The sequence below is a fragment of the Mycobacterium leprae TN genome (assembly GCF_000195855.1).
GTDB lineage: Bacteria > Actinomycetota > Actinomycetes > Mycobacteriales > Mycobacteriaceae > Mycobacterium > Mycobacterium leprae.
In genome coordinates this window covers 2,163,732-2,184,814 of sequence record NC_002677.1, presented here as the reverse complement: position 1 = coordinate 2,184,814, position 21,083 = coordinate 2,163,732, and the positions used below count along the sequence as shown (strand labels likewise).

Genomic DNA, 21,083 nt, shown 5'->3' with positions numbered 1-21,083 from the left:
AAGGCCGATTATGCGTATTCTGGCCGCATGCCTGTCGCGCTAGTTTGGCTGATTTTTGCGCTGGTGCTGGCCTGTGCTGAGGCGCTAACGGGTGACATGTTCTTGTTGATGCTCGGCGGCGGTGCTCTGGCCTCGGCCGTAAGTGGCTGGCTGACGGATTGGCCAATCTGGGTCGACGGGACGGTGTTCCTGATCGTCTCGGTTCTGCTACTGACGTTGGTTCGTCCTGCGGTGCGGCGGCTAACGCCCGCTCTGGGAACACAGCTGGGCATAAAGGCGCTAGAAGGCAAGGCCGCCCTGGTGCTTGATCGCGTTGCCCGCAATGAGGGCCAGGTCAAGCTGGATGGCCAGGTGTGGACGGCCCGCACGTTGAGCGACGATGATGTGTATGAAGCCGGCGAGTCGGTAATCGTTGTGCACATCGACGGCGCCACGGCGATGGTATTTAGGAACGGGTAAGAGCGTCGGTAGAACCCTGCGAAGAAAGGAACCCCAGTGCAAGGTGTGGTTGCAGGTCTGGTGTTGCTTGCCGTCCTGACGATATTCGCCATCGTTGTGGTGGCCAAGTCGATTGTGTTGATTCCACAAGCCGAAGCTGCGGTAGTCGAACGGCTAGGTCGGTACGGTCGTACCGTCAGCGGGCAGCTGACCTTATTGGTGCTCTTCATTGACCGTGTCCGCGCCCGAGTGGACCTGCGGGAGCGGGTGGTGTCCTTCCCGCCGCAGCCGGTGATCACCGAGGACAATTTGACTCTCAACATTGACACCGTGGTCTACTTCCAGGTCACCGTTCCGCAGGCGGCAGTGTATGAAATCAGTAACTACATTGTCGGCGTTGAACAGCTCACCACGACTACGTTGCGCAATGTCGTTGGTGGCATGACGCTGGAGCAGACTCTGACCTCCCGTGACCAGATCAACGCTCAGCTGCGGGGTGTGCTGGACGAGGCGACCGGTCGCTGGGGACTGCGGGTGGCCCGGGTGGAGCTGCGCAGCATCGACCCACCGCCGTCGATCCAGACCTCGATGGAAAAGCAGATGAAGGCCGACCGGGAGAAGCGGGCGATGATCCTGACCGCCGAAGGCACCCGGGAAGCGGCCATCAAGCAGGCCGAAGGCAACAAGCAGGCGCAGATCCTGGCTGCCGAGGGCGCCAAGCAGGCCGTGATTCTCGCCGCCGAGGCCGACCGGCAGTCGCGGATGCTACGTGCTCAGGGTAAGCGTGCCGCGGCCTATCTCCAGGCGCAGGGGCAGGCCAAGGCCATCGAGAAGACGTTCGCTGCGATCAAAGCCGGCAGGCCGACCCCGGAAATGCTGGCTTACCAGTACCTGCAGATACTGCCGCAGATGGCGCGTGGTGACGCCAACAAGGTGTGGGTTGTCCCCAGCGACTTCAGCACGGCGTTGCAAGGGTTCACCAAACTGCTGGGCGCCCCGGGTGAAGACGGGGTATTTCGGTTCCAGCCGTCCCCCGTTGACTCTTCCGATCAGGTTGTCAAGCATGCTGCCGACGAGGATGACGCCGAAGTCGCGGACTGGTTCTCCGTTGAGACCGATCCGGCGATCGCTCAAGCGGTCGCCAAAGCTGAGGCGATGGTTTACCAGCCAGTCGACGAATAGATAGGTTTGCGCCCCGAGTTTCCTTGATAGGTTTTGTGTATGAGTGTTTTGACTGCAACGAAAGCCTATGCAGCGCCTAATTTTCCAGGCCGGTAGATGCGGTGGTGATTGTGAGGGGAGTGGATCAGGGAGCTGCCTATAAGTGTTCACTGCACCGGTCGGTTTAGTGGATGGCTGCGGTTCGGGGGCGTGTCGGTCCCCGCGCGGCAGCTTTGGTTCGATGTGCGGTGGTGGTGTTGCCGATAGCGGCGGATTTCGACGATCAGCTCCGCCATATCCAAGTCGCCTGTACACAGCGACACCAGATATATCGTGTCAAGCTCACGTGACCGGCGAGCGTGTAGCCGAGTGTCACTACAGCCGCGGTGCCGTGCAGCAGGACCAGCCAGCGTGGGCAACGTGTAGGGCGGTATTCGCACGGCACACGGCGGCATAGTTGATCGCGGAAAACGCCACGACAGAAAAATATAAACCTCAGCGACAGTACGGTTAGCCAGCCTCGCTCCTGCAGTGCTCGTTTACCATGCCGGCCGCTTTGGTGCCGAATCAGGCGATGCAGCTGCCAACCGGGGCTGCTCGGACCGCCAGCACTGCGATCAGCACACCGACGACCGGGCCAAACAGTAGCCCGGCAGCCAGAGTGATACGTCGTGTGGGGGATAGGAACCACCGTGACGACAGTATGCGCTATCAAAAACGTTAGCGGAAGTCATGAGCCCAGCGATGTTGCCCACTTGCGTAACTGCACTGCGGTGTGCGTCGGAACCTACATAGCCAGCGCAACCAGAACTGTGATTCCAACCACGGTCGTGATGATCCGCAGCCAGGACATCTGACGCTTGGCCGCGCCTTGCGTAGCGGCAGGATTGTGCAGCTTGCTGACTGTTTTACAGGTGGCGGCCCTCGTCACGTCTACTAAGGCTAAGAGGGGCAGATAAGTAATCTAGTTTCTCATAGCTGGCGTTTCGCCGCCGACCGACCGGCTCGCTTCACTTCGGCGCTTTACGATCGCCGCGATCAATTAGCTTTAATTGGTCGAATGGCATCCTCGAAGCCCTGCATCAAGGGCTCGCCAATTGCTGGGAAATAGGAGCAGTCGGTGTTCGTAGATGTACCCGAGTTCGCCGAACTGGAACAGATTCGCGGGCGGTGGCGACGTGCGGTCGCTGGTGTGCTCTCGAGGAGCATGCGGAGAGACCCTGCCACGTTTGGGGATCAGCCTGAGCGGCTACTGGACACCGCGACCTACGACGGGTTCGCCATCCGGCCGCTGTATACCGTGTTCGACGAGTTGCCGGAATCGTCGCTGCCAGGAGAGTGGCCTTACCGCCGCGGTGGCGATGCGTTACGCGATGTTCATTCCGGCTGGAAGGTCACCGAAGTGTTTCCGGTCGACCCGGCAACCGCAGGGGTGGCTGCCGACGAGGGCACGGCTAGCAACGCTACAATATTGGCTGCGCTAGCAGAGGGAGTCAGCGCGCTGCGAATCCGGGTGGGCCAGTCCGGGGTAGCGCCTGGGCAGCTGGACAGCCTGCTTCTCGGTGTGTACGTGGACTTGGTCCCGGTGATTCTTGACGCGGGCGCTGACTACGTCGAAGCCTGTGATGCGGTGTTGGCCCTGCTGGCCAGGCTGGACTCGAGTCGGCGCACAATGCTATCGATCGATCTGGGTGCCGACCCGCTGACTGCGTCGCTGAGCGGTCGTCCTGCCCCGTCGATCGACCAGGTGGTTGCAGTCGCAGCACGGGTCGCCGGCGACCGTGGCGTGCGGGCGATCACCGTCGACGGGCCTGCTTTCCACAATTTGGGGGCCAGCGCGACATGGGAGCTCGCCGCTGCGATTGCGGCTGCGGTGACCTACCTTCGGGTGCTCACAGAATCCAAGATGCCGGTCAGCGAGGCGCTACGGCAAATCAGTTTTCGGCTAGCTGCCGACGACGATCAGTTTTTGACCATCGCTAAAATACGCGCCGTGCGTCAACTGTGGGCGCGTATCGCAGAAGTCGCGGGGGACCCCGAAGGCGGCGCGGCAGTTGTGCACGCGGAAACGTCGCTGCCGATGATGACTCAGCGCGACCCGTGGGTGAACATGCTGCGCGGCACGCTGGCCGCGTTTGGTGCAGGCGTTGGTGGTGCCGACACCGTGTTGGTGTTCCCGTTCGATGTGGCGATTCCCGGTGGCTTTCTTGGCATGGCGGCTAGCTTCGCGCGTAGGATTGCCCGTAACACCCAGCTGCTGCTGTTGGAAGAGTCACACGTTGGCCGGGTGTTGGATCCGGCCGGAGGGTCCTGGTTCGTCGAGAACCTCACCGAACAACTGGCTCAGCAGGCCTGGCAGCATTTTCAGGCTATCGAGACCTACGGTGGATTTGTCGATGCCGGTGACTACCTTGCCGGCCAGATCCACGAAACAGCCGCACGCCGTACCGACGACATCGCGCATCGCCGTACCGCGATAACCGGTGTCAACGAATATCCGAACTTAGCTGAGCCTGCTCTGCTGCACGGCGGTTCGCCTGTTGTGGCGACTGCTGCGGGAAACCTGCTGCGCTACGCTGCCGGTTTCGAAGCGCTGCGGGATCGTTCGGATGCTTATCTGGCCCGCACCGGTGCACGTCCGCAGGTGCTGTTGCTGCCGCTGGGCCCGCTGGCTGAGCACAACATTCGGGCGACGTTTGCGACGAATCTGCTGGCTTCGGGCGGCATAGCGGCGATCAACCTAGGATCAGTGGACGCACCGGGTGTCGTGCAAGCCGTCGCGCAGGCTGGTTTCATGGCCGGGTCGTCGATGGTGGTGGTTATCTGTGGCACAGACTTGCGCTATCGGGATGAGGCCGCAGATGTGGTGGAGGCGGCGCGAGGCGCCGGGGTGTCGTGGGTCTACCTGGCGGGACCTGAGAAAGCGCTGGGTGATATCAACAACGCAAAGAGTCGGCCAGATGAATATATAACTGCGAAAATTAATGCGGTCGAAGCTCTTTCAAATCTGCTCACTCGATTGGGGGCATAGCCACGATGACTGTGCGTGACGTCGGCGGCCAGCAGGATAGAGAAACTACATTCGTGGTCGGCAGTTTCGCCGATATCCCGCTGCGCAGCGATCGTGTCGTGTGGCCACCCTCCGAAGCTGCGGTCGAAAAGCATGTTTTCTCAGCCGCTTCAGCACACGGGTACACAGTTGATCAACTGCACTGGCATACGCCGGAAGGTATCGACGTCAAACCGGTCTACATCGCTGCCGACCGTGCCGCCGCCGAGGCCGGCGGCTACCCGTTGCATAGCTTCCCCGGTGAGCCGCCTTACCTGCGCGGACCTTATCCGACGATGTATGTCAACCAGCCGTGGACAATCCGTCAATACGCTGGGTTTTCCACCGCCGCAGATTCCAACGCATTTTACCGTCGGAACCTGGCAGCCGGCCAGAAGGGCCTGTCGGTAGCCTTCGACCTGGCTACTCACCGCGGGTACGACTCCGACCATCCTCGTGTCCAGGGTGATGTCGGAATGGCTGGTGTGGCAATCGATTCTATCCTCGACATGCGACAATTGTTCGATGGCATAGACCTCTCAGCGGTTTCGGTATCGATGACGATGAACGGTGCTGTGCTGCCGATCCTGGCGCTGTATGTGGTAGCAGCTGAGGAACAGGGTGTTCCTCCGGAGAAGCTGGCAGGCACTATTCAAAACGATATCCTCAAAGAGTTCATGGTCCGCAACACCTACATCTACCCACCTGAGCCATCGATGCGGATCATATCCGATATATTCGCCTACACCAGCGCCAAGATGCCGAAGTTCAACTCCATCTCGATCTCTGGCTACCATATACAAGAAGCAGGCGCCACAGCGGATTTGGAACTGGCATATACCTTGGCCGATGGTGTCGACTACATCAAGGCGGGCTTGGACGCTGGGCTGGACATTGACACTTTTGCGCCGCGGTTGTCCTTCTTTTGGGGCATCGGGATGAACTTCTTCATGGAAGTTGCCAAACTGCGTGCTGGCCGGCTGTTATGGAGTGAACTGGTCGCCAAATTTGGACCCCAAAGCCCAAAATCCCTATCACTGCGCACCCATTCGCAAACCTCTGGATGGTCGTTGACCGCCCAGGACCCGTTCAACAACGTAGCCCGCACCTGTATCGAGGCGATGGCCGCAACACAGGGCCATACCCAGTCGCTGCACACCAACGCGTTGGACGAGGCGTTGGCGCTGCCAACGGACTTTTCCGCCCGGATCGCCCGCAATACTCAGCTTGTATTGCAACAGGAGTCGGGCACTACGCGGCCGATTGACCCGTGGGGAGGCTCTTACTATGTGGAGTGGCTGACCCATCAACTGGCTGCCCGTGCTCGTACTCATATCGCCGAGGTTGCCGAGCATGGCGGCATGGCTGCGGCTATCAGCGACGGCATCCCCAAGCTGCGCATCGAGGAGGCTGCTGCGCGCACCCAGGCCCGCATCGACTCCGGGCGTCAGCCGGTGGTCGGGGTCAACAAGTACCAAGTCGACCAGGATCACGAGATTGAGGTACTCAAAGTCGAGAACAGTCGGGTGCGTGCTGAACAAGTGGCCAAATTGCAGCAGCTGCGGGCAAACCGGGATCAGTTGGCGGTCGACGCGGCTCTGGCCGAGCTGTCTGGTGCCGCTGGGGCCCACGGCCGTGCCGGAGATAATTTGTTGGCGCTTGCTATCAACGCGGCCCGGGTTCAAGCTACTGTCGGCGAGATCTCCGATGCGCTGGAGAGAGTATATGGGCGTCACCAAGCGAAGATCCGTACCATCACCGGGGTCTACCGTCGGGAAGTGGGAGAAGCTGGGAAGGCCACCGATATCGCAAACGCTACAGAACTAGTCAAAAAATTCGCCGAGGCTGATGGTCGTCGACCCAGGATTCTGGTGGCCAAGATGGGCCAGGACGGCCACGACCGCGGGCAGAAGGTTGTTGCGACGGCATTCGCCGACCTCGGGTTTGACGTCGATGTCGGATCGCTGTTCTCCACGCCCGAAGAGGTCGCCCGCCAGGCTGCCGACAACGATGTGCATGTGATAGGTGTGTCGTCGCTGGCCGCTGGCCACCTGACGCTGGTGCCGGCGCTCCGAGACGCGCTTGCTGACGTGGGCCGGCCTGACATCATGATTGTGGTGGGCGGCGTGATCCCGCCTGATGACTTTGATGAGTTGTATGCTGCCGGGGCTACTGCCATCTTCCCTCCTGGGACGGTGATAGCCTACGCCGCAATTGGCTTGCTGCATAAGCTCGCCGGCCGGCTGGGGTACACTCTCACCTAGATGGCGGGGGACAGCACCGTGGACAGACTAGTCGCTGCTGTCCGTAGTGGTGATCGCGTGGCATTGCCGCGGGCTATAACGTTGGTGGAGTCCACTCGCTCCGACCATCGTGAGCAGGCGCAGCAGCTGCTGCTGGCATTGCAACCGGATGCTGGAAACGCCCATCGGGTGGGCATCACCGGGGTGCCCGGGGTAGGAAAGTCCACCGCCATTGAGGCGCTTGGCATGCATCTGATCGAACGGGGTCATCGAGTGGCGGTGCTGGCCGTCGACCCATCATCGGTCCGTACCGGTGGATCCATCCTTGGCGACAAGACCCGGATGGCGCGGCTAGCGGTACACCCGGACGCCTATATCCGGCCATCGCCGACATCGGGCACGTTGGGCGGGGTGACGAAGGCCACTCGGGAAACAGTTGTCCTGTTGGAGGCGGCTGGTTTTGATGTAATTCTGATCGAAACTGTAGGCGTCGGACAGTCTGAGGTAGCGGTGGCTAATATGGTCGACACCTTCGTTTTGTTGGCCTTGGCGCGTACCGGCGATCAGTTGCAGGGCATCAAAAAAGGCGTGCTGGAGCTGGCCGACATCGTGGTGGTGAACAAGGCCGATGGGGAGCATCTGCGCGATGCTCGGCTAGCTGCTCGGGACCTGTCATCGGCACTCCGATTGATCTATACACACGAAAAAATTTGGAGACCAAAAGTTTTCACGATTAGTGCGACTGAGGGGACCGGTCTGACCCAGATGTGGGAAGCGGTCGAATGTCATCGTCAAGTGCTTACTGCCTCCGGCGAGTTTGAGAACCGTCGACTGGCCCAGCAAGTCGAGTGGGCTTGGCAGATGGTCCGTGACGCGGTGCTAGACCGGGTGCTGTCCAACCCCGCGGTGCGTGAGATTCGTGCTGAGCTGGAGTGTCAGGTGCGAGCAGGGGAGCTGACTCCCGCGATGGCGGCCCAGCAAATCCTGCAGGCAGCATCCTGCTAATGGAAAGGTAAGTTAATTATCGTTTGCTCATGACTGATGTGCAATCATCGTAAATTCACGAAGTGTGAAGGTGTAAGCTCAAGTCGATCGCCGTGTGTACCCGTCCTCACGACGCCTTTAACGCTGGTCATCGTTTGTTCGGAGCGGCGGACTCAAACTTTGCTTGCGTCGTTCGTAGTTTTGTGACCCTGTTCCCCGGGCGTTGATTCGGCGGAGGAGCACTGGCCATGTTCAACTGATCGTCGACATGTCGGACCGGGTGCGTGGATCGGCGCGGCCAGGTGCTTACGAGCGGCTGATACTGTCCGGATGGTGTTCTCTGCGACCAAAAGGTTGGCGGCTAACGTCATTCACCGGCTCGTCGGCTGGGGGATTGATCGAGTATGACGCGCCGGTTGACGAGTATTGGCTAACTGTTCGGAGCCAATGGCAAGTTAGCGCTGACCGTTCGTGAGGTGGTTAAACAACACGCCGGCTGGTCGGGTTTGCGCAGCACCACCAAGGAAGACTGGCTGGGGATGCACATACGTGCACGGCGTAACTGTTATGGTGCTGGCTAGCGGGTGATCTCATTGAGTGAGTTATTTCGTTGAAAAGACTTGAAAAACAACGTCTTTCACGAGATGATGGGTGTTGCGGGTTGGAACTGTGCATTGTCCCGCTTCACTTGGGGCAAGATTGCGCTCGAGTCACTGATCATATGTGGACAACCCAGTTCGAAGTACTCGCGGCAATCCGTACTACAGGAAGCACGGTGACTCAACTGGGGTGGGATACGGAGACTGCTATGTAGTTGTTCGCTATGTCGACTGTGACAACCATGCCAATCTGCCGCTACGCTGTTCGGTGTGGCCTGCCAGTCACCCGGCACGATCCACTGCGACCTCTGCTCTGGTTCTGACGCCCTGAGTCACGGTGGTGGTGAGAAGTGCAGCCCGGCTGCTCTTTGCCACTAGCAATTCTGTACCTGTAACCCAAATAACGCGGAGTTTGCAGGCCGTACCCGGTTACGGGTACGTCTGATCGGTGGACATCTGTTCCGCTGTGAACGTGTTGTGGTGCGCGCTCGTCATGCTTCTTGGAGTACGGTCAGGTTGTCTCCAAGAAGGACTTGAAGATGCCCTGTCAACAGTAGTTGGTCGAGCCTTGCTTGGGCACTGAAACCGGGTCCGGCGCCGCGGAAACCTTCCCAGATCTTTTTGGCTAGCCAGCCGCAGCTTGATGTTGGTTTCCTGGGACAGCGTATTTGAGCAGGTTGAACGGGGTGTCGTAGGTTATACCATCGATCAGCATCAACATGCTCTTGGTCTGCTCGATTCCCGCTCGGTTTTGGGTGCTCTTGGCTAGTCTCGCTATGACGATGCCCTCGTGCACTTGTTCCGGTAGGGCCGAAACATCGATGTAGAAATCATACGTTCCGATCGTTGCTCCTCGGTCGTCGAACAGCTGATCAGCAATTACGATGACGTTGTCCACATTTTCGCTGGTGTCGATAATCCGGTGACGGGTGCTGAATAACTTATGTGTGTTCAGGATTTCGTCAATGGTGGCCGCTACTTGACCGCGGTCGTTGAGGTGCCTGTGGGTGAGCATCAGGTCGGTAGTTAGGGACGACATTGCCGGGCTTGTACCTGTGTATCCGTTGCACCTGTTCAGACCATTCCTACTGTTGGTCGGTGCAATAGAAGCAGAACCACCCTATTTGTTCTATTTGTTGTGGTGAGCAGCTCGGCAGGGCCTGTTCGACCTCGGTCGACTGGCCGTTGAACTTCCAATTCATCGTCAAACTTGCCTCCTCGTGTCCACGTCGCTGTGGATGACTGAGGCTATACCCATCAGCACACCGCTATAAGAGGGGTGTACACGTATCCCCACCAGATACCCGGCCGATAGCAGCATCAGGACAAACAGTACTACACTACCCGTCGAAGCCAGGGACAGCTCCCGAAGTATCTAGCTGGGGAGCCGCCCGTATCACCAATTATGACGCTGTCGTCAAATGGCATCGCATTGCCGATTCACTTAAATGCCTAGTTGTTGTCGTGGTGATTCTCGCACATCTGCGGCCAGCAACCGAAATGTTCGGATACTTTAAAGATCCATGGCTAAGACGGGCTTTTGACCGCAGCGGCGTGCTTAGCTTCGTGCTTAGCTTGTTGCGCAAACAACAGTCGATTAGGCATCTATGATTTCGTGTGCGGTTTTGTTTATGGTCTGGTGTCCGTTGTTGCCACGATCAACGGAGATCTTGCGCGGTTTAGCCCTTTCGGCTACTGGTATCGACAACTTCAGGACACCTTCTTGGTAGGAAGCCAAGATCCGTTCGGTGTCGAGGTTTTCGCCGAGAACCAGCTGACGATTGAACACACCGCGTGGCCGCTCGGCAGCAAGCATTTCCCGATCGGGGTCGACGCCTGGGCGCTCGGCCCGCACGGTGACTACGTTGCGTTCGATGTCAATGTCCAGTGAATCGGCTTTGATGCCAGGAAGGTCGAACTCGACGACGAATTCTTCGCCCTCACGCCAAGCGTCCATGGGCATTACTGCTGGGCGGGCAGACGTACCTAACACTTGCTCGGCGAAGCGGTCCAGTTCACGGAACGGGTCAGTACGCATCAGCATGTGTGGTCACCTCGCACTCCAATCTGTTGTGACAAACTATAACTATATAGCTGTTCCTGACTACATAGATTTGATATAGCACTGGTCGATATATTGATGCAAGTTGTGATAGACAAGTTTTCTGTCTGAACAGCTGAGGAGATTGCTCATGACCGATTGTAGTGCCGGCACGGGTACGTCGGCACTGCAACGCAGCGTATACGACATCATCGGTAGCGGCCGAACTTTCCGGCGTTCCCGGTGCCGTCGCTGCGGCTCTATGAACGCTGCGGGCTATTCAGGCCGGCTCGAAGTGACAGCGGAGCCCGGCGCGCTATAGTGCCGACGATTTGGCCCGGTTGCAGCGCATCAGTCCGCTGGTAGACGCCGGTATCAATCTGGCTGGTATTGCTCGTATGCTTAACCTTGAAGACAACAACGCAGCGCTATCGCAAACTAATACCGATTTGTGATATACCAACAGTAGGTTGTGTAACGCTATGGAGGCTACGGGATCTAAGCCCACATACGACCGGCCGCCGCCGTGAACCTTAGTACGCGGCACTTTGCGGTTCTGTTTAAAAAACTACACGGAATTGTTACGCATTGGGATCGGCGGGATCCGGCAGGGCTATGCGCGCCTCTGCGCCTGACCGCAGGTGGTCGATCACGGCGTTGTTGACCCGCTCGCCTGGGACGACCATTGATGGGTATGCCCCGTGGATACGGGGGTGGTCTGTTCTGCCGCGATGCGGCCGTCGGCTTTTAATGCGGGGGGTATTTCGGTCGGTTTGAAGAACGCGTCACGAGGAAGACAGACGGTATCAAGTTGCAATTCCGTTGGTGAGGGCACCTGTATCCGGTTGTGGGTGCTGGAAGTCCTTTACCGCTGTGCGCTATGGAGTCAGCGTTGCTACGAGTCGATCGATGGTGTGCTTGTTGTTTAGTCGAATGACATCGTCGCCAGAATGCGGCGGTGATCGCTTAGGCTGAGGTTGAGTTGGCGGTTTTCACGCAGCTAATCTATGGCTTGGTAACTTGATGTTCTGGTCGTGGATAGGCCCATAAGGACTTGCGGCAGGGCTGTTCGAGCTACGCATATCATTACGTAGGCATTCTAAAGCGTTCGGGAACTCGCCTAGCTCCGGGTAGCCAACCAGACCCGGGAAAGCAACGGCATCGCCGTAGTGATATAGCCACCGCGATTCCTGCTAGGCCAGGCGCTCGGGGCACCACTTCGAACATTTGTCGCTGGTAACTCGTTGGGCACATTCAGCTAACGTCGGTGGATTTAGGTGCGGAATCGACTTGCCACGATGCCGTCTGAGATGTGCCAGGGATAGATATAGATGGTGTCGTCCAGACCCGCCCACGGCGAGCTCCCTGCCTGAGGGTACTTCTCACCGGGACGCTGTACTGAAATGGGCTGCAGATCACCTTCTCTGCGACGATCAAACCGGTTCTGACCCGGGTCGGTATGCTAACGAGATTTGGTCAGCTTCAAAGGGTCGAAGCCGTTCGTACTGTGATTTTACCACGCATGCTAGCCGAGGCTGCGTAACACTGATGCCGTGGTTTGCAGCGCGCTACCGGACGATTATCGGAAATTGACGAGTGCTCGACCCATTCGCGATAGGGCCTCGATGAGGATTGCTTGGGAGGTCGCGAAGTTCACGCGTACGTGTCCGACTCCGCCTGTTCCGAAGGCGTGGCCGGAAGTGAGGGCCACACGCGAGTGGTCGAGGAACCAGCGGGCTGGTCCGGATAGATCGGAGATTGCCGCAAGCCCTTCGTTGATCTGCTCGTCGAAACCGAGGTGTCGGCAATCCAGCCAAGTCAGATACGTGCCCTGCGGTCGTTGATATCTCACTCCGGGTAAATGCTTGGTGACCAGATCTCTGAGCAACGCGCGGTTCGCTTCCAGACCTTGCAACAACGCGTCGAGCCAGCTGCTGCCGGTGCGGAAGGCTGCGGTATGCGCGATGATGCCCAGATGGCTGGGGCCGTGGCTGACCTCTTTTGGTATCCGGCGAAGGTCGGCGGCCGCTTCACGACCGGCGATGGCAATGGCCGCTTTCAACCCGCACAGGTTCCACCCCTTGGTGGCTGACATCAGGGCGAACGCGTTTTCTGCTCCGGGGATACTCAGATATGGGGTGAATCGCGCACCGGACAAGACGAGCGGAGCGTGAATTTCGTCTGATATCACCCGAACACCGAACCGACGGGCGAGTTCGGCAACCCCGTGCAATTCGGCGACGGTGTGCACCGATCCGGTCGGATTGTGCGGATTACATAACAGGTATGCGACTTTTCCGTTGGGTCCGCTCGAACGTCGGGCACGCGAAAACGCGTCCTGCAACGCGGCCAAGTCAAGCCGGCCGTCGCGGCCGAGCGGTGCTTCGAGCACCCGACGGCCATCGTGTGTCACGAAGGCGTAGAACGGGGGGTATACTGGCGGGCTGACTATGACGCCGTCACCCCGATCAGTGATCAGGCGTAGCATCTCAACGACACCAAGCATGACGTCGGGAACGATTGCTGTGCGGCTGACGTCTAGGTCGTGCCATTGCCAACGCTGCGAAGCGAATTCACTTATCGCCTCGGCGAACGTGGTTCCGTAAGGATAACCGGTATCACCGTTGTCGACAGCACGATGGACGGCTTCGGCCACCGTCGGCGCTAGCAGCACATCCATTTCCGCGACCCACAATGGCAACACGTCTTCGGGATGTGCGCGCCACTTCATACTGGTGCGGCATTGCAGTTGTTCTATCGTTAGTTGTTCGAGCGGATTAGAAGTCACTCAGGCAGATTAGACGAATCGGCAACCATTGTTGTCCCGGCCGGCGTTAGACTCCCTGTCTGCGGTCCACTGACCTCGATTGCAGTGATGATTTGGACAATGACGTCGATACGATCTCAGTGACCAAGTGATTTGGTCAACAGATGTTGCCGGGGGTCCGCTGTGTTGTCGGCAGCGCCGTGCAAAGCGCACGGCCGGGCCAACCGACACTGTGCCGGATACAGCGATCGCTGATCCAGGTGGTCAGCTTGTGACTGAGCCAGCGTGGTTGATCTTTCTTTTTGATCTGACTTAGCTTACGTGAGAAAAAGATTTAGGTTATCTAGGAGTTGCTTTGTTCACGTTGCGCTTCGACATGCGAGCGTATAGACTCCTGTCGTACTGACAGGGTGGTTTCGACTTGTGCTGTCGGCGAAATCCGGATTTTGACCTCCTCCTTTCCCGGCCGGTAAGGTGTACTGGGCCAAGGGCGGGCGGTACCACCCTTTGAAAAGTTCAGACGGTTTTTTTGACCAGCACTGGCGTCGGAGCCGGGGCGGGAAAGTATCGAGGGAAGCAGCCTGGCCATGACCTCGGCACAACACGATCTTTCGGCCGAGCCTGGCAGGTTTATTGTGCCCATCAGGGCGCCAGGAGCGGGCAAGACCACTGTCGCAACCACTTTCGTGCAGCACTACATGCCTGCCGTACATTTACACTTATACGCGGACGTCTTTTGGCGCTTCGTCTATTGTGGTGGCTGTACCGCCGTACGTACTGCAAGGCACACCGGCAGAACATCGTGGTGCTCACCGCGCTGGTACGTGCTGCTGCCATCTACGTCACCGGCGGCTACCAGGTGATCGTGGGCGGCATCGTAAGGCCCTGGGCTCACCGAGCTTTTTTGCACCGCCACCCACCCGGCTATCCGATGCATATTCACTACCTCATCCTGCACCTCGACGAAGTCACCACCTTGCACCGTGCACGGCACCGCGGTTCTGATGCTGCTTGCAGCAAGCTACTCGGTTCAGGCTGTATGTCACCAATTTGTTGACCCGGGACCCTATGAGAGCTAAGTGATCGACTCAACGATCCTTGACATAGTTGTTACGCGTTGAACGCGTCGAGTAGGGACTCGGTACAGGACAGTTTGTCCTGGGGCCTTGCATAGGCTAGTCCGATGGCTGGCTTTGATGCACCAGTACCGCGTCGTTGGGTTGATTCCCGAGTGTTTGAAGCCAATCTCCTCACTTCTGCTAGTCAGACGAACGATCTGGGCCAAGTACTGGAGGTAGTGATCGGCGGTCAGTATCATTCAGTAGCAGCTTCGACCGACTTTGCTTCTTATATATCTCTGCCATACGTGGTTGGCGGCGCGAGGTTGTCGTGTAGGTCCCAATACCAGAGTGGTGTTAACCAATTTTTGGAAAATGTTTCACGTTAACCTGTTTCAGCATAATATATGGTGTTTGACGGTGCCAGGATTCTATTGTTGTGGGCAAGGCACTGTGCCAACGCGATGATCTCGGGATCGTCCAGGGTGCGGCGTGAAGGTGGTCATTTTCCCAGACCAGTGGCCAAGACCTCAGGCGTGGTTGCTGTTACCGTGGTGCGCGCCGTTGCGGGGTCGAGAAGCACGTTTTGGAACACTGTGAGGTTGGTCAGCGGAAGGTAATCCTTGGCATTAGTTATGATGATATCAATGGGTAGCGCCAGTTGCTCCTCGATACTCCCGCCGGGATGGCGATATCGTCTTGCGTAACGTTGGCCAGCCCGCGTTGCGGCGTCGGATCCAACGCGGTAGCGTTGAATACACGCCTGGTGTCGGCTTTCTTGCGTTCCCGCAGTATGGGCAGCTGACCCATTATGATAACCAACATACTTCAGAACGTTGGTTGGTGGGTAAAAGTGCCTATCAGGACAATTCTGTGTTCTTCAGCGTTTGCTCCAGTCCTATCGCAGTGTTGTCAGCAGGTCCTGGCCGCTGATACGGGTATCACCCCACTCCTTGTACGGTCCGATCTCGACTGCTCGGTCGGCAGCGTCGGTACCGAATGGGCAGGCCGCCACTACGGTTACGGTGTCGAAGAACTCCAGCGGTGCAAGGGAGTGGGTGACCATCACAACCTGAGTCCGTGTGGCCACGGTCCGGGTCAGCGATGCAAGCGGACGAGCCAAGTTTGGTTGCAGTTAGATTTTTGATTCGTTGAGTTATATTAGCGATAACGCTAGAGCACTAAACAGTGCGGCGGTCCACAGCAGGAACCGTAATGTGCCGTCGTATAACTCGGCAGCTCGCAGCATCTCGTGCTGTTGCAACTGAAGGTCGAACAGCCCGTCGTGGATGACAACCGAGACCGTGGCACGCATCGAATGTGTCCGCGACGGCGAGTCTCCGCTCATCGAATCCTGACTTGATGATCGTCGAATCGCGGCGGCCAAGTCACTGTTGTCGTCGGCAAGCACCGGGGTACGTGTATCCCCCTGTGGGGGCCGCGCGGGTGCTGTCGCATTCATGCCGAAGTCTTCTTAGAACCGCCATACGGGTAGCCGCTCGCGCACGGTTGCCAGTTCGGAAAAGTGCTTGCGGGTAGGGGCATACTGCTGCGAGCACATTGCGGTTAAACGGCAAGGACCGGCACAACTCGTTGAAAGTGCGGCCTACGTCTGCGCTGACCTCGGCATAGTTTCGGGTCCGACGCACGAGCATGGTGCTGGTCCGCCGGATCGGGCCAGTAAACACCGCTGCCCATTTGATTTCTGGATCGCGGGCGAAGGTCGAGTTATGCCCGACTGATGGTGGGATGCCTAGTTTTACTAGATAAACGAAATCATTTGCTGCGGAAGTGTAGTCAAGTGTTACGGGTTTGGTATGTACCGTGCCCTTCGCTTTCCCAGTGCTTCGGGCAGCTCCCACATCCTCGGTCCTGGCCCACAGCACAGGTTACAGTCCGCCCTCATGAGCGACTGAGCCGATCATTTCGCCTCGGTCGTACTCTGCTAATAGCCGCAGAGTGCGGTACAGAGACGACTTTACTGCACCGTTGGCGCCGGTGACGATCGACAGCTGACCCAACGGGGGGACTACCTCGCGCGGCACGGCATCCGCGAATCACTATCGTTTGTGACATGTAGCCGACTGTACGGTTTGGGACTGTCGACGCGTGTCGACTGACTGTGGGTGGTGCGCTTAGTCGGTATCGGCAGCGTCGAAAAGTTGTGCCTCCGCTAGATCTAGTTCGGCCTGCAACTCGCGTAGTACGATGTCGTTGATGAGGTTCTGGTGTCGAAGGTCAGTAACGACCCAGTGTTGGTGCTGGATCATGCCAAGATGTACCCGCCGCACCAGATCATTTCGTTTAACCAGATCGTTTGTCGCCGAATCGTCGGCGTTGGCGTTGACCACTGCGGCGTGTTCTTCGTCTTACTTTTGTAGGCAGCTCAGTAGTTTCGAACCGAACCCGCGTTCGCTGGTAACCGCCGGTAACACATCGAGAGCGGTTTGAGCGCCAACACTGCGGGCCAATGGCAATTTCTCAGCGTGAGCTACGTTTTCGGGCATCCGGGCCCAGCGGATGACGACGGGTAGCGTACTCCCTTGGAGTAGCGTGGTAATAAGAATGATCGCCGTCACGACATAAATGATCAGGCTGCGGTCTGGGAATGGTGTGCTGCTGAGCGTGGTCAACGGGACGGTTAACGCAGCGGCTAGTGACGCTGTACCGTGGAATCCTGCCTCGGCGTTAACGATGTGCTGACGCCAGTTGACTCGACGGGTGAGCTGCACCTCGCTTCGGTCGATGACACTAATCAGCGCGGTGGTGAGCGGTCCTCAGAAAATTTGGGACACGATGATGACGCCGGTGATGGCAAGGGCAATAAACGTGGTGTGGTGTAACCCACCCGTCGACGTTGGGTATTCTGCGCAGCGTTCCCGAGATATGGATTCCAATAAACACCCACAACGGGCCGTTCATCAGAAATGTCGCCATGTCTCCAGAATGCATAAGCCTGCGGCTGGGAACGAGCCCGGATCACGACCGGTTCCGAATAGACGAACAAGCACTAGCGCCGACACCATGACCGCGACCACACTGCTGCAGTGGATTGATTGGATTATCAAGTAACGTTGCTAACGGTGTCAGCGCGCTCAAGGAGCTTTTTCCGCTACTGGGGCGTCGATTCCGTTGACGTAGCAGGGGTACCAATCCGCCGACCAGTAGCTTGGCGGAGATACTGCCGAGGTAGGGGAGCCAATAAATTGGGCGACCGAATCAACGGGTCCGATAGCGGCTCCGCCAATCGTGACTTTTACAGTCACGATGAACACGACCAGTGGGCTCCCTCGGGGAGGGTACTCTGCGGCGCGCAGCACGGTGAGGTTAAGGCGTGGCAATTGCTTGGCCAGACCGGCTAAGGCGGTGGTGGGGGAGAGCACAGCGTACAGCACCGCCATTGTGTCCGACGCCATACCGAGCGCTCGTGCTGTCCACGACATCATTACTGCGGTGGCAATTACTAGGGCGACACTGAGAAACATGATGACGCTTAGGTTCGCGTGGATCTAGCGAAAAGTTCATGTTCATGCTTTCCCCAATATGGGGTATAACCGGCAAAAATAGTGGAAGCACCATCTCCTCGTTGATCCGAACATCACCAGACGGCAGGGATCAGACCCAGCAGGACAATACGCAAGATTGGGGGGATTCACGCGATAGCGCTGTTCCAAGACCGTTCCCACGATGACGGTGGAGACCAACTCGACGACAATGACAAGCCAAAAACTAGCCCATCTGCTGTACAGTTTAATCGATTTCATACGTCTGGTTAGCGGTGTGTTGGTATCCAGCAATCGTAGCAGCAGATGGTGGTGATTTAGCGCGCTTACATCCCGTGCAACGGGCTATGCTCCAAAACTGAATTAGAGGGTTTATTCTCATGGAAGACAAGGGTTTTGGTGATGTTCGCCATGTTCGGTTCACAGTGGTGTTGGGTTACCTGAGATCCACTGAGAGCCCGCTGGCAACCAAAACCATCGACGTCCCCATGTACGACTTTTTTAACCAGAGCAACATCTCTCGAGACATGACGCTGACAGTTGGCGACACACTGAAAGTAAAGTGACGCTGGGCTCGAATCACACCACTCCGTAACGGTGGACGGCGAACGCCAAGATTGGCGATGCTAGTGTCGTGCAGCAACCGATCACGAATGTATCTGATCAACTTCTGGCTTGATGGAAGCTCCTGGTACTGAGGTGCGGCCATTCACGGCGCTGAAGGTGGGCGCACCACGGCGATCTTCAACAGCATCGCCATCGGGCTCGCGCTGCATGGCTTTGTCCCTTTTCCTTCGCAACTGGTTCCAAGTAGGCAAGCTAGGAAAATAACTCGAGGTCGAGGCCGAGAGCTCCATCGTCATTGCTGCCATATTTCTGGTGTTGGCTTAGCCGCGGGTGGCCGACAATTGGGAAAAATTTTTATTATGTTGCCGACGGTTACGCACCAAGCCATAACCTGTACTGTCAGACGTGTGCGCTGGATAGTCGATGCGATGAACGTGATCGGGACTCGCCCGGATTGTTGGTGGAAGGACCGCCGTGGCGCAATGGTTCGTCTGGTAGGTAAGCTCGAGCGCTGGGCGTCAACCGAAAGGAACCACGTGACAGTGGTGTTTGAGCGGCCGCCGTCGCCCTCCATTCGTTCATCGGTGATCGTGATAGCACACGCACCCAAGGCATTCCCTGACTCAGCCGACGACGAGATCGTCCGGCTGGTGCAAGCCGATCCTGAACCTCAAGGAATTTGTGTCGTGACATCGGATAGCGCGTTGACCGATCGGGTTCAGGAGGTGGGTGCATTAGCCTACCCGGCTGCACGCTTTCGTAAACATATCGACTCGATCGACTAGGACAACTTTGCGTGTTCAACAGAAGATTCTGTGCCAGAAGAAGATTCAGCTCCGTCTTATGCGGTGAACATCGGGATCTGATAGCGCGTGTGTTATCGGGTTCCGTAAAAGCTTGTATAGCCCGCCAGGCGATCGTGCCGAAAGTGTGGCTGGTCAAAACGGCTCGAGTGAGGTGCAGCTGGATCACTAGAAACGTCGGGTGTCTGTTACCGCCAAGTGGTGTCCCCGAACACCGTTCGTATCCTTGGTACTTAAATCCATTGTTTCGAATGTGTTTTCGAGTTTGGTTACTCATTATTAGCGTCACGGTGCTTGACCCAACTGGGGGTACAACCCATGAGGTAGTGGTATTCACGAGGACGCTGCTGATTTAGTTACGCGATTTTCTTTTTGCCTGAGTGTTTTCGACTCGGCTATTCCTTCAGGATCGTTGGGTGGATTTAGGATATAAAAATCGATGAGGGATCATTTGATGACGTGTTGTTGTTGGGTGATAAGCTACCCGAGGTCAGTATTTATCGGCTGCTGGCTGAGTATGGTGCTGCGCTGTTCGGTGACGATTATTTCGTCGCTTTGTTCATGCGGTCGACGTTGGGACAGCTGACCGTGCCGGAGTGGGTTTTTGCCACGGTGATGTTGCTGACTTCGTGGATAATCCAATGTGTATCGGAAACAAATTAATCCTATTATAGGAATAACGGATTGTTAATGTATACTCACATCGGTGAGTTTCGGTACGAAATCCGGAGGCTGTCTGACGAACTGCGCAACATCGTTCCCAGCGTTGATGTCGACGGGCGTTAGTGCAATACGGCAAGCGTGTTCACGGCCATGAGTGCCAGCAACCGATATACCGACGACGTGCACGTGACAGAGCGGAGTGATGTACGCGGGATTGGGCGTTGTCCCAATGTTCATTGGCGTTATGTAGCAATCACGTGGCAGCATGATGTTGCGACGATCGCCAACCCGGCGGGAATTGTTTGGTGAGTTCGTCAGTGCCGTGCAGGTTCTTGCCTATCATCATCGCGCCGTTGCCCAGCAACGCAAAAGAGGTCCGGGCGGTTCGCTCCGACTGTAGTCCGGGATCTGGCTGACCGACTGACGTCGTCTGGCTCAATTCATGACAGCCTTGGCGATTACCAGAACTAGCGCGATTATCCAGACCAGTTTGAGGGCTTAGCGCTAGGTAGCCGGGGGTGAGGTGACGGGGCAATTACACAGGCCGCGGTGCATGGAATGCTCAGGTTGCCGCCAGCGCAGCAGTCTCATTCCGCTGGTGGAGGGTGGTCAGGAACTGTAACCCTCATGCTAAGCAAACGGCACGCGCCGGGAACAGGTCAGCTCCGGAACGAGCTGAGCCAGGGCTACTGCAGCAGCCAGCAGCCCTGGCGAAGTGCGTTGCCAGGACAAGAAAGTCCGCTCGTTAGCCAGGGTGAACCGATAGTCGGGTTCGATCTCTGCTTCGTCGTTGGTGTGTTGTTCACCGGTTGGCATGGTGGTGTTATCGGCCAAGAGGTACTTTGCAGGGCTCATCGGGGACTGGGTTGTTTGTCGTCGACAAAGTCTACTCAATGACATGGTCGGCCACGTTGTATTTAGCCGGTCACGGGCTGGCACCAGATAAGTCCTTGCTTCAGCTATGCACTGAGTCCAGTAGGGGGGTTGGCCGTTTGCGGCTTGAAGCAGGCCGATGACGGTGCATCATGAGGTTTAGATCTACCTTGCCGAAAAGAGTCGTACAGCCGGTTCGGTACTGACCGTGCTGAACCGTTTCAGCAGCCCTCGATATTACAGCAGTTGCACGACCTGTCCGACAGTGCCGCCGGACCACAGAGTGGGCCGGAATTGGGATGGGCGTTCCAGCATCAGCTGTCGCACGCCGGCC

13 protein-coding genes and 6 pseudogenes are annotated in these 21,083 nt (G+C 57.5%); 10 read left to right on the top strand and 9 right to left on the bottom strand.

Annotated elements, in window-relative coordinates:
* Positions 1 to 27: 27 nt before the first annotated feature.
* Both ML_RS09230 and ML_RS09225 read left to right on the top strand, forming a co-directional pair.
* Positions 28 to 459 (top strand): NfeD family protein, encoded by a 432-nt coding sequence (locus ML_RS09230; RefSeq protein ID WP_010908545.1) that lies wholly within the window; start codon positions 28 to 30, stop codon positions 457 to 459.
* Between the two features lie 36 nt (positions 460 to 495).
* Positions 496 to 1,620: an SPFH domain-containing protein gene (locus ML_RS09225; RefSeq protein WP_010908544.1), complete on the top strand. Its 1,125-nt coding sequence runs from the start codon at positions 496 to 498 to the stop codon at positions 1,618 to 1,620.
* 146 nt (positions 1,621 to 1,766) lie between these two features.
* Here ML_RS09225 and ML_RS09220 read toward each other — a convergent pair.
* Positions 1,767 to 2,530 (bottom strand): annotated as a pseudogene (locus tag ML_RS09220) (TVP38/TMEM64 family protein).
* A 189-nt stretch (positions 2,531 to 2,719) separates the two neighbouring features.
* Here ML_RS09220 and mutA point away from each other — a divergent pair.
* From mutA to meaB, 3 genes are read left to right on the top strand one after another with little or no spacing between them, the layout of a single operon-like run.
* Positions 2,720 to 4,630: a methylmalonyl-CoA mutase small subunit gene (mutA, locus tag ML_RS09215; protein WP_010908543.1), complete on the top strand. Its 1,911-nt coding sequence runs from the start codon at positions 2,720 to 2,722 to the stop codon at positions 4,628 to 4,630.
* A gap of 5 nt (positions 4,631 to 4,635) precedes the next feature.
* Complete coding sequence (scpA, locus tag ML_RS09210; RefSeq protein WP_010908542.1) at positions 4,636 to 6,912, top strand: methylmalonyl-CoA mutase; 2,277 nt, start codon at positions 4,636 to 4,638, stop codon at positions 6,910 to 6,912.
* Entirely contained in the window at positions 6,913 to 7,896 is a 984-nt protein-coding gene (gene meaB, locus ML_RS09205; protein ID WP_010908541.1) for a methylmalonyl Co-A mutase-associated GTPase MeaB, read from the top strand. It abuts the gene before it with no gap.
* Positions 7,897 to 9,099: 1,203 nt separating this feature from the next.
* Here the strand turns inward: meaB and ML_RS09200 are convergent.
* Both ML_RS09200 and hsp18 read right to left on the bottom strand, forming a co-directional pair.
* Positions 9,100 to 9,513: a hypothetical protein gene (locus tag ML_RS09200; protein WP_010908540.1), complete on the bottom strand. Its 414-nt coding sequence runs from the start codon at positions 9,511 to 9,513 to the stop codon at positions 9,100 to 9,102.
* A 558-nt stretch (positions 9,514 to 10,071) separates the two neighbouring features.
* Complete coding sequence (gene hsp18 / locus ML_RS09195) at positions 10,072 to 10,518, bottom strand: molecular chaperone Hsp18 (RefSeq protein WP_010908539.1); 447 nt, start codon at positions 10,516 to 10,518, stop codon at positions 10,072 to 10,074.
* 148 nt (positions 10,519 to 10,666) lie between these two features.
* Between hsp18 and ML_RS09190 the strand changes: the two are divergent.
* Positions 10,667 to 10,970, top strand: a pseudogene (locus tag ML_RS09190) (MerR family transcriptional regulator).
* 1,124 nt (positions 10,971 to 12,094) lie between these two features.
* On the opposite strand, the gene ML_RS09185 reads toward ML_RS09190, so the two are convergent.
* Positions 12,095 to 13,303 (bottom strand): MalY/PatB family protein, encoded by a 1,209-nt coding sequence (locus ML_RS09185; RefSeq protein ID WP_010908538.1) that lies wholly within the window; start codon positions 13,301 to 13,303, stop codon positions 12,095 to 12,097.
* Positions 13,304 to 14,018: 715 nt separating this feature from the next.
* Here ML_RS09185 and ML_RS09180 point away from each other — a divergent pair.
* Positions 14,019 to 14,339 (top strand): hypothetical protein, encoded by a 321-nt coding sequence (locus tag ML_RS09180; protein WP_145985196.1) that lies wholly within the window; start codon positions 14,019 to 14,021, stop codon positions 14,337 to 14,339.
* 634 nt (positions 14,340 to 14,973) lie between these two features.
* Here ML_RS09180 and ML_RS09175 read toward each other — a convergent pair.
* The 3 genes and pseudogenes from ML_RS09175 to ML_RS19285 all read right to left on the bottom strand — a co-directional run bounded on the left by ML_RS09175 (position 14,974) and on the right by ML_RS19285 (position 18,104).
* Positions 14,974 to 15,165, bottom strand: a complete 192-nt coding sequence (locus ML_RS09175; RefSeq protein WP_041322984.1) for a hypothetical protein — start codon at positions 15,163 to 15,165, stop codon at positions 14,974 to 14,976.
* Between the two features lie 73 nt (positions 15,166 to 15,238).
* Positions 15,239 to 16,416: pseudogene (locus ML_RS14050) on the bottom strand (AAA family ATPase).
* A gap of 59 nt (positions 16,417 to 16,475) precedes the next feature.
* Positions 16,476 to 18,104 (bottom strand): annotated as a pseudogene (locus ML_RS19285) (Na+/H+ antiporter).
* A 119-nt stretch (positions 18,105 to 18,223) separates the two neighbouring features.
* On the opposite strand from ML_RS19285, the gene ML_RS09155 reads away from it, so the two are divergent.
* The 3 genes and pseudogenes from ML_RS09155 to ML_RS09145 form a co-directional block, all read left to right on the top strand.
* The gene (locus tag ML_RS09155) at positions 18,224 to 18,409 is read left to right on the top strand and encodes a hypothetical protein (RefSeq protein ID WP_041322978.1); all 186 of its coding nucleotides are present in this window, start codon (positions 18,224 to 18,226) and stop codon (positions 18,407 to 18,409) included.
* A gap of 408 nt (positions 18,410 to 18,817) precedes the next feature.
* On the top strand, positions 18,818 to 19,195 hold the full coding sequence (locus ML_RS09150) for an NYN domain-containing protein (RefSeq protein WP_197492534.1): 378 nt from the start codon (positions 18,818 to 18,820) through the stop codon (positions 19,193 to 19,195).
* A gap of 447 nt (positions 19,196 to 19,642) precedes the next feature.
* Positions 19,643 to 19,846, top strand: a pseudogene (locus ML_RS09145) (transposase); the annotation flags it as partial.
* Between the two features lie 283 nt (positions 19,847 to 20,129).
* Here the strand turns inward: ML_RS09145 and ML_RS09140 are convergent.
* Entirely contained in the window at positions 20,130 to 20,315 is a 186-nt protein-coding gene (locus ML_RS09140; protein WP_041322973.1) for a hypothetical protein, read from the bottom strand.
* Positions 20,312 to 20,692 (bottom strand): annotated as a pseudogene (locus tag ML_RS16260) (YidH family protein). The gene ML_RS09140 and the pseudogene ML_RS16260 overlap by 4 nt, the downstream one beginning before the upstream one ends.
* Between the last annotated feature and the right edge of the window lie 391 nt (positions 20,693 to 21,083).

Excerpts from the sequence above, each read along its gene's own strand:
- ML_RS09230 (WP_010908545.1), top strand. The coding sequence starts at position 28 with ATGCCTGTCGCGCTAGTTTGGCTGATTTTTGCGCTGGTGCTGGCCTGT.
- scpA (WP_010908542.1), top strand. The coding sequence starts at position 4,636 with ATGACTGTGCGTGACGTCGGCGGCCAGCAGGATAGAGAAACTACATTC.
- meaB (WP_010908541.1), top strand. The coding sequence starts at position 6,913 with ATGGCGGGGGACAGCACCGTGGACAGACTAGTCGCTGCTGTCCGTAGT.
- ML_RS09200 (WP_010908540.1), bottom strand. The coding sequence starts at position 9,513 with ATGTCGTCCCTAACTACCGACCTGATGCTCACCCACAGGCACCTCAAC.
- hsp18 (WP_010908539.1), bottom strand. The coding sequence starts at position 10,518 with ATGCTGATGCGTACTGACCCGTTCCGTGAACTGGACCGCTTCGCCGAG.
- ML_RS09175 (WP_041322984.1), bottom strand. The coding sequence starts at position 15,165 with ATGTTGGTTATCATAATGGGTCAGCTGCCCATACTGCGGGAACGCAAG.
- ML_RS09155 (WP_041322978.1), top strand. The coding sequence starts at position 18,224 with ATGGAAGACAAGGGTTTTGGTGATGTTCGCCATGTTCGGTTCACAGTG.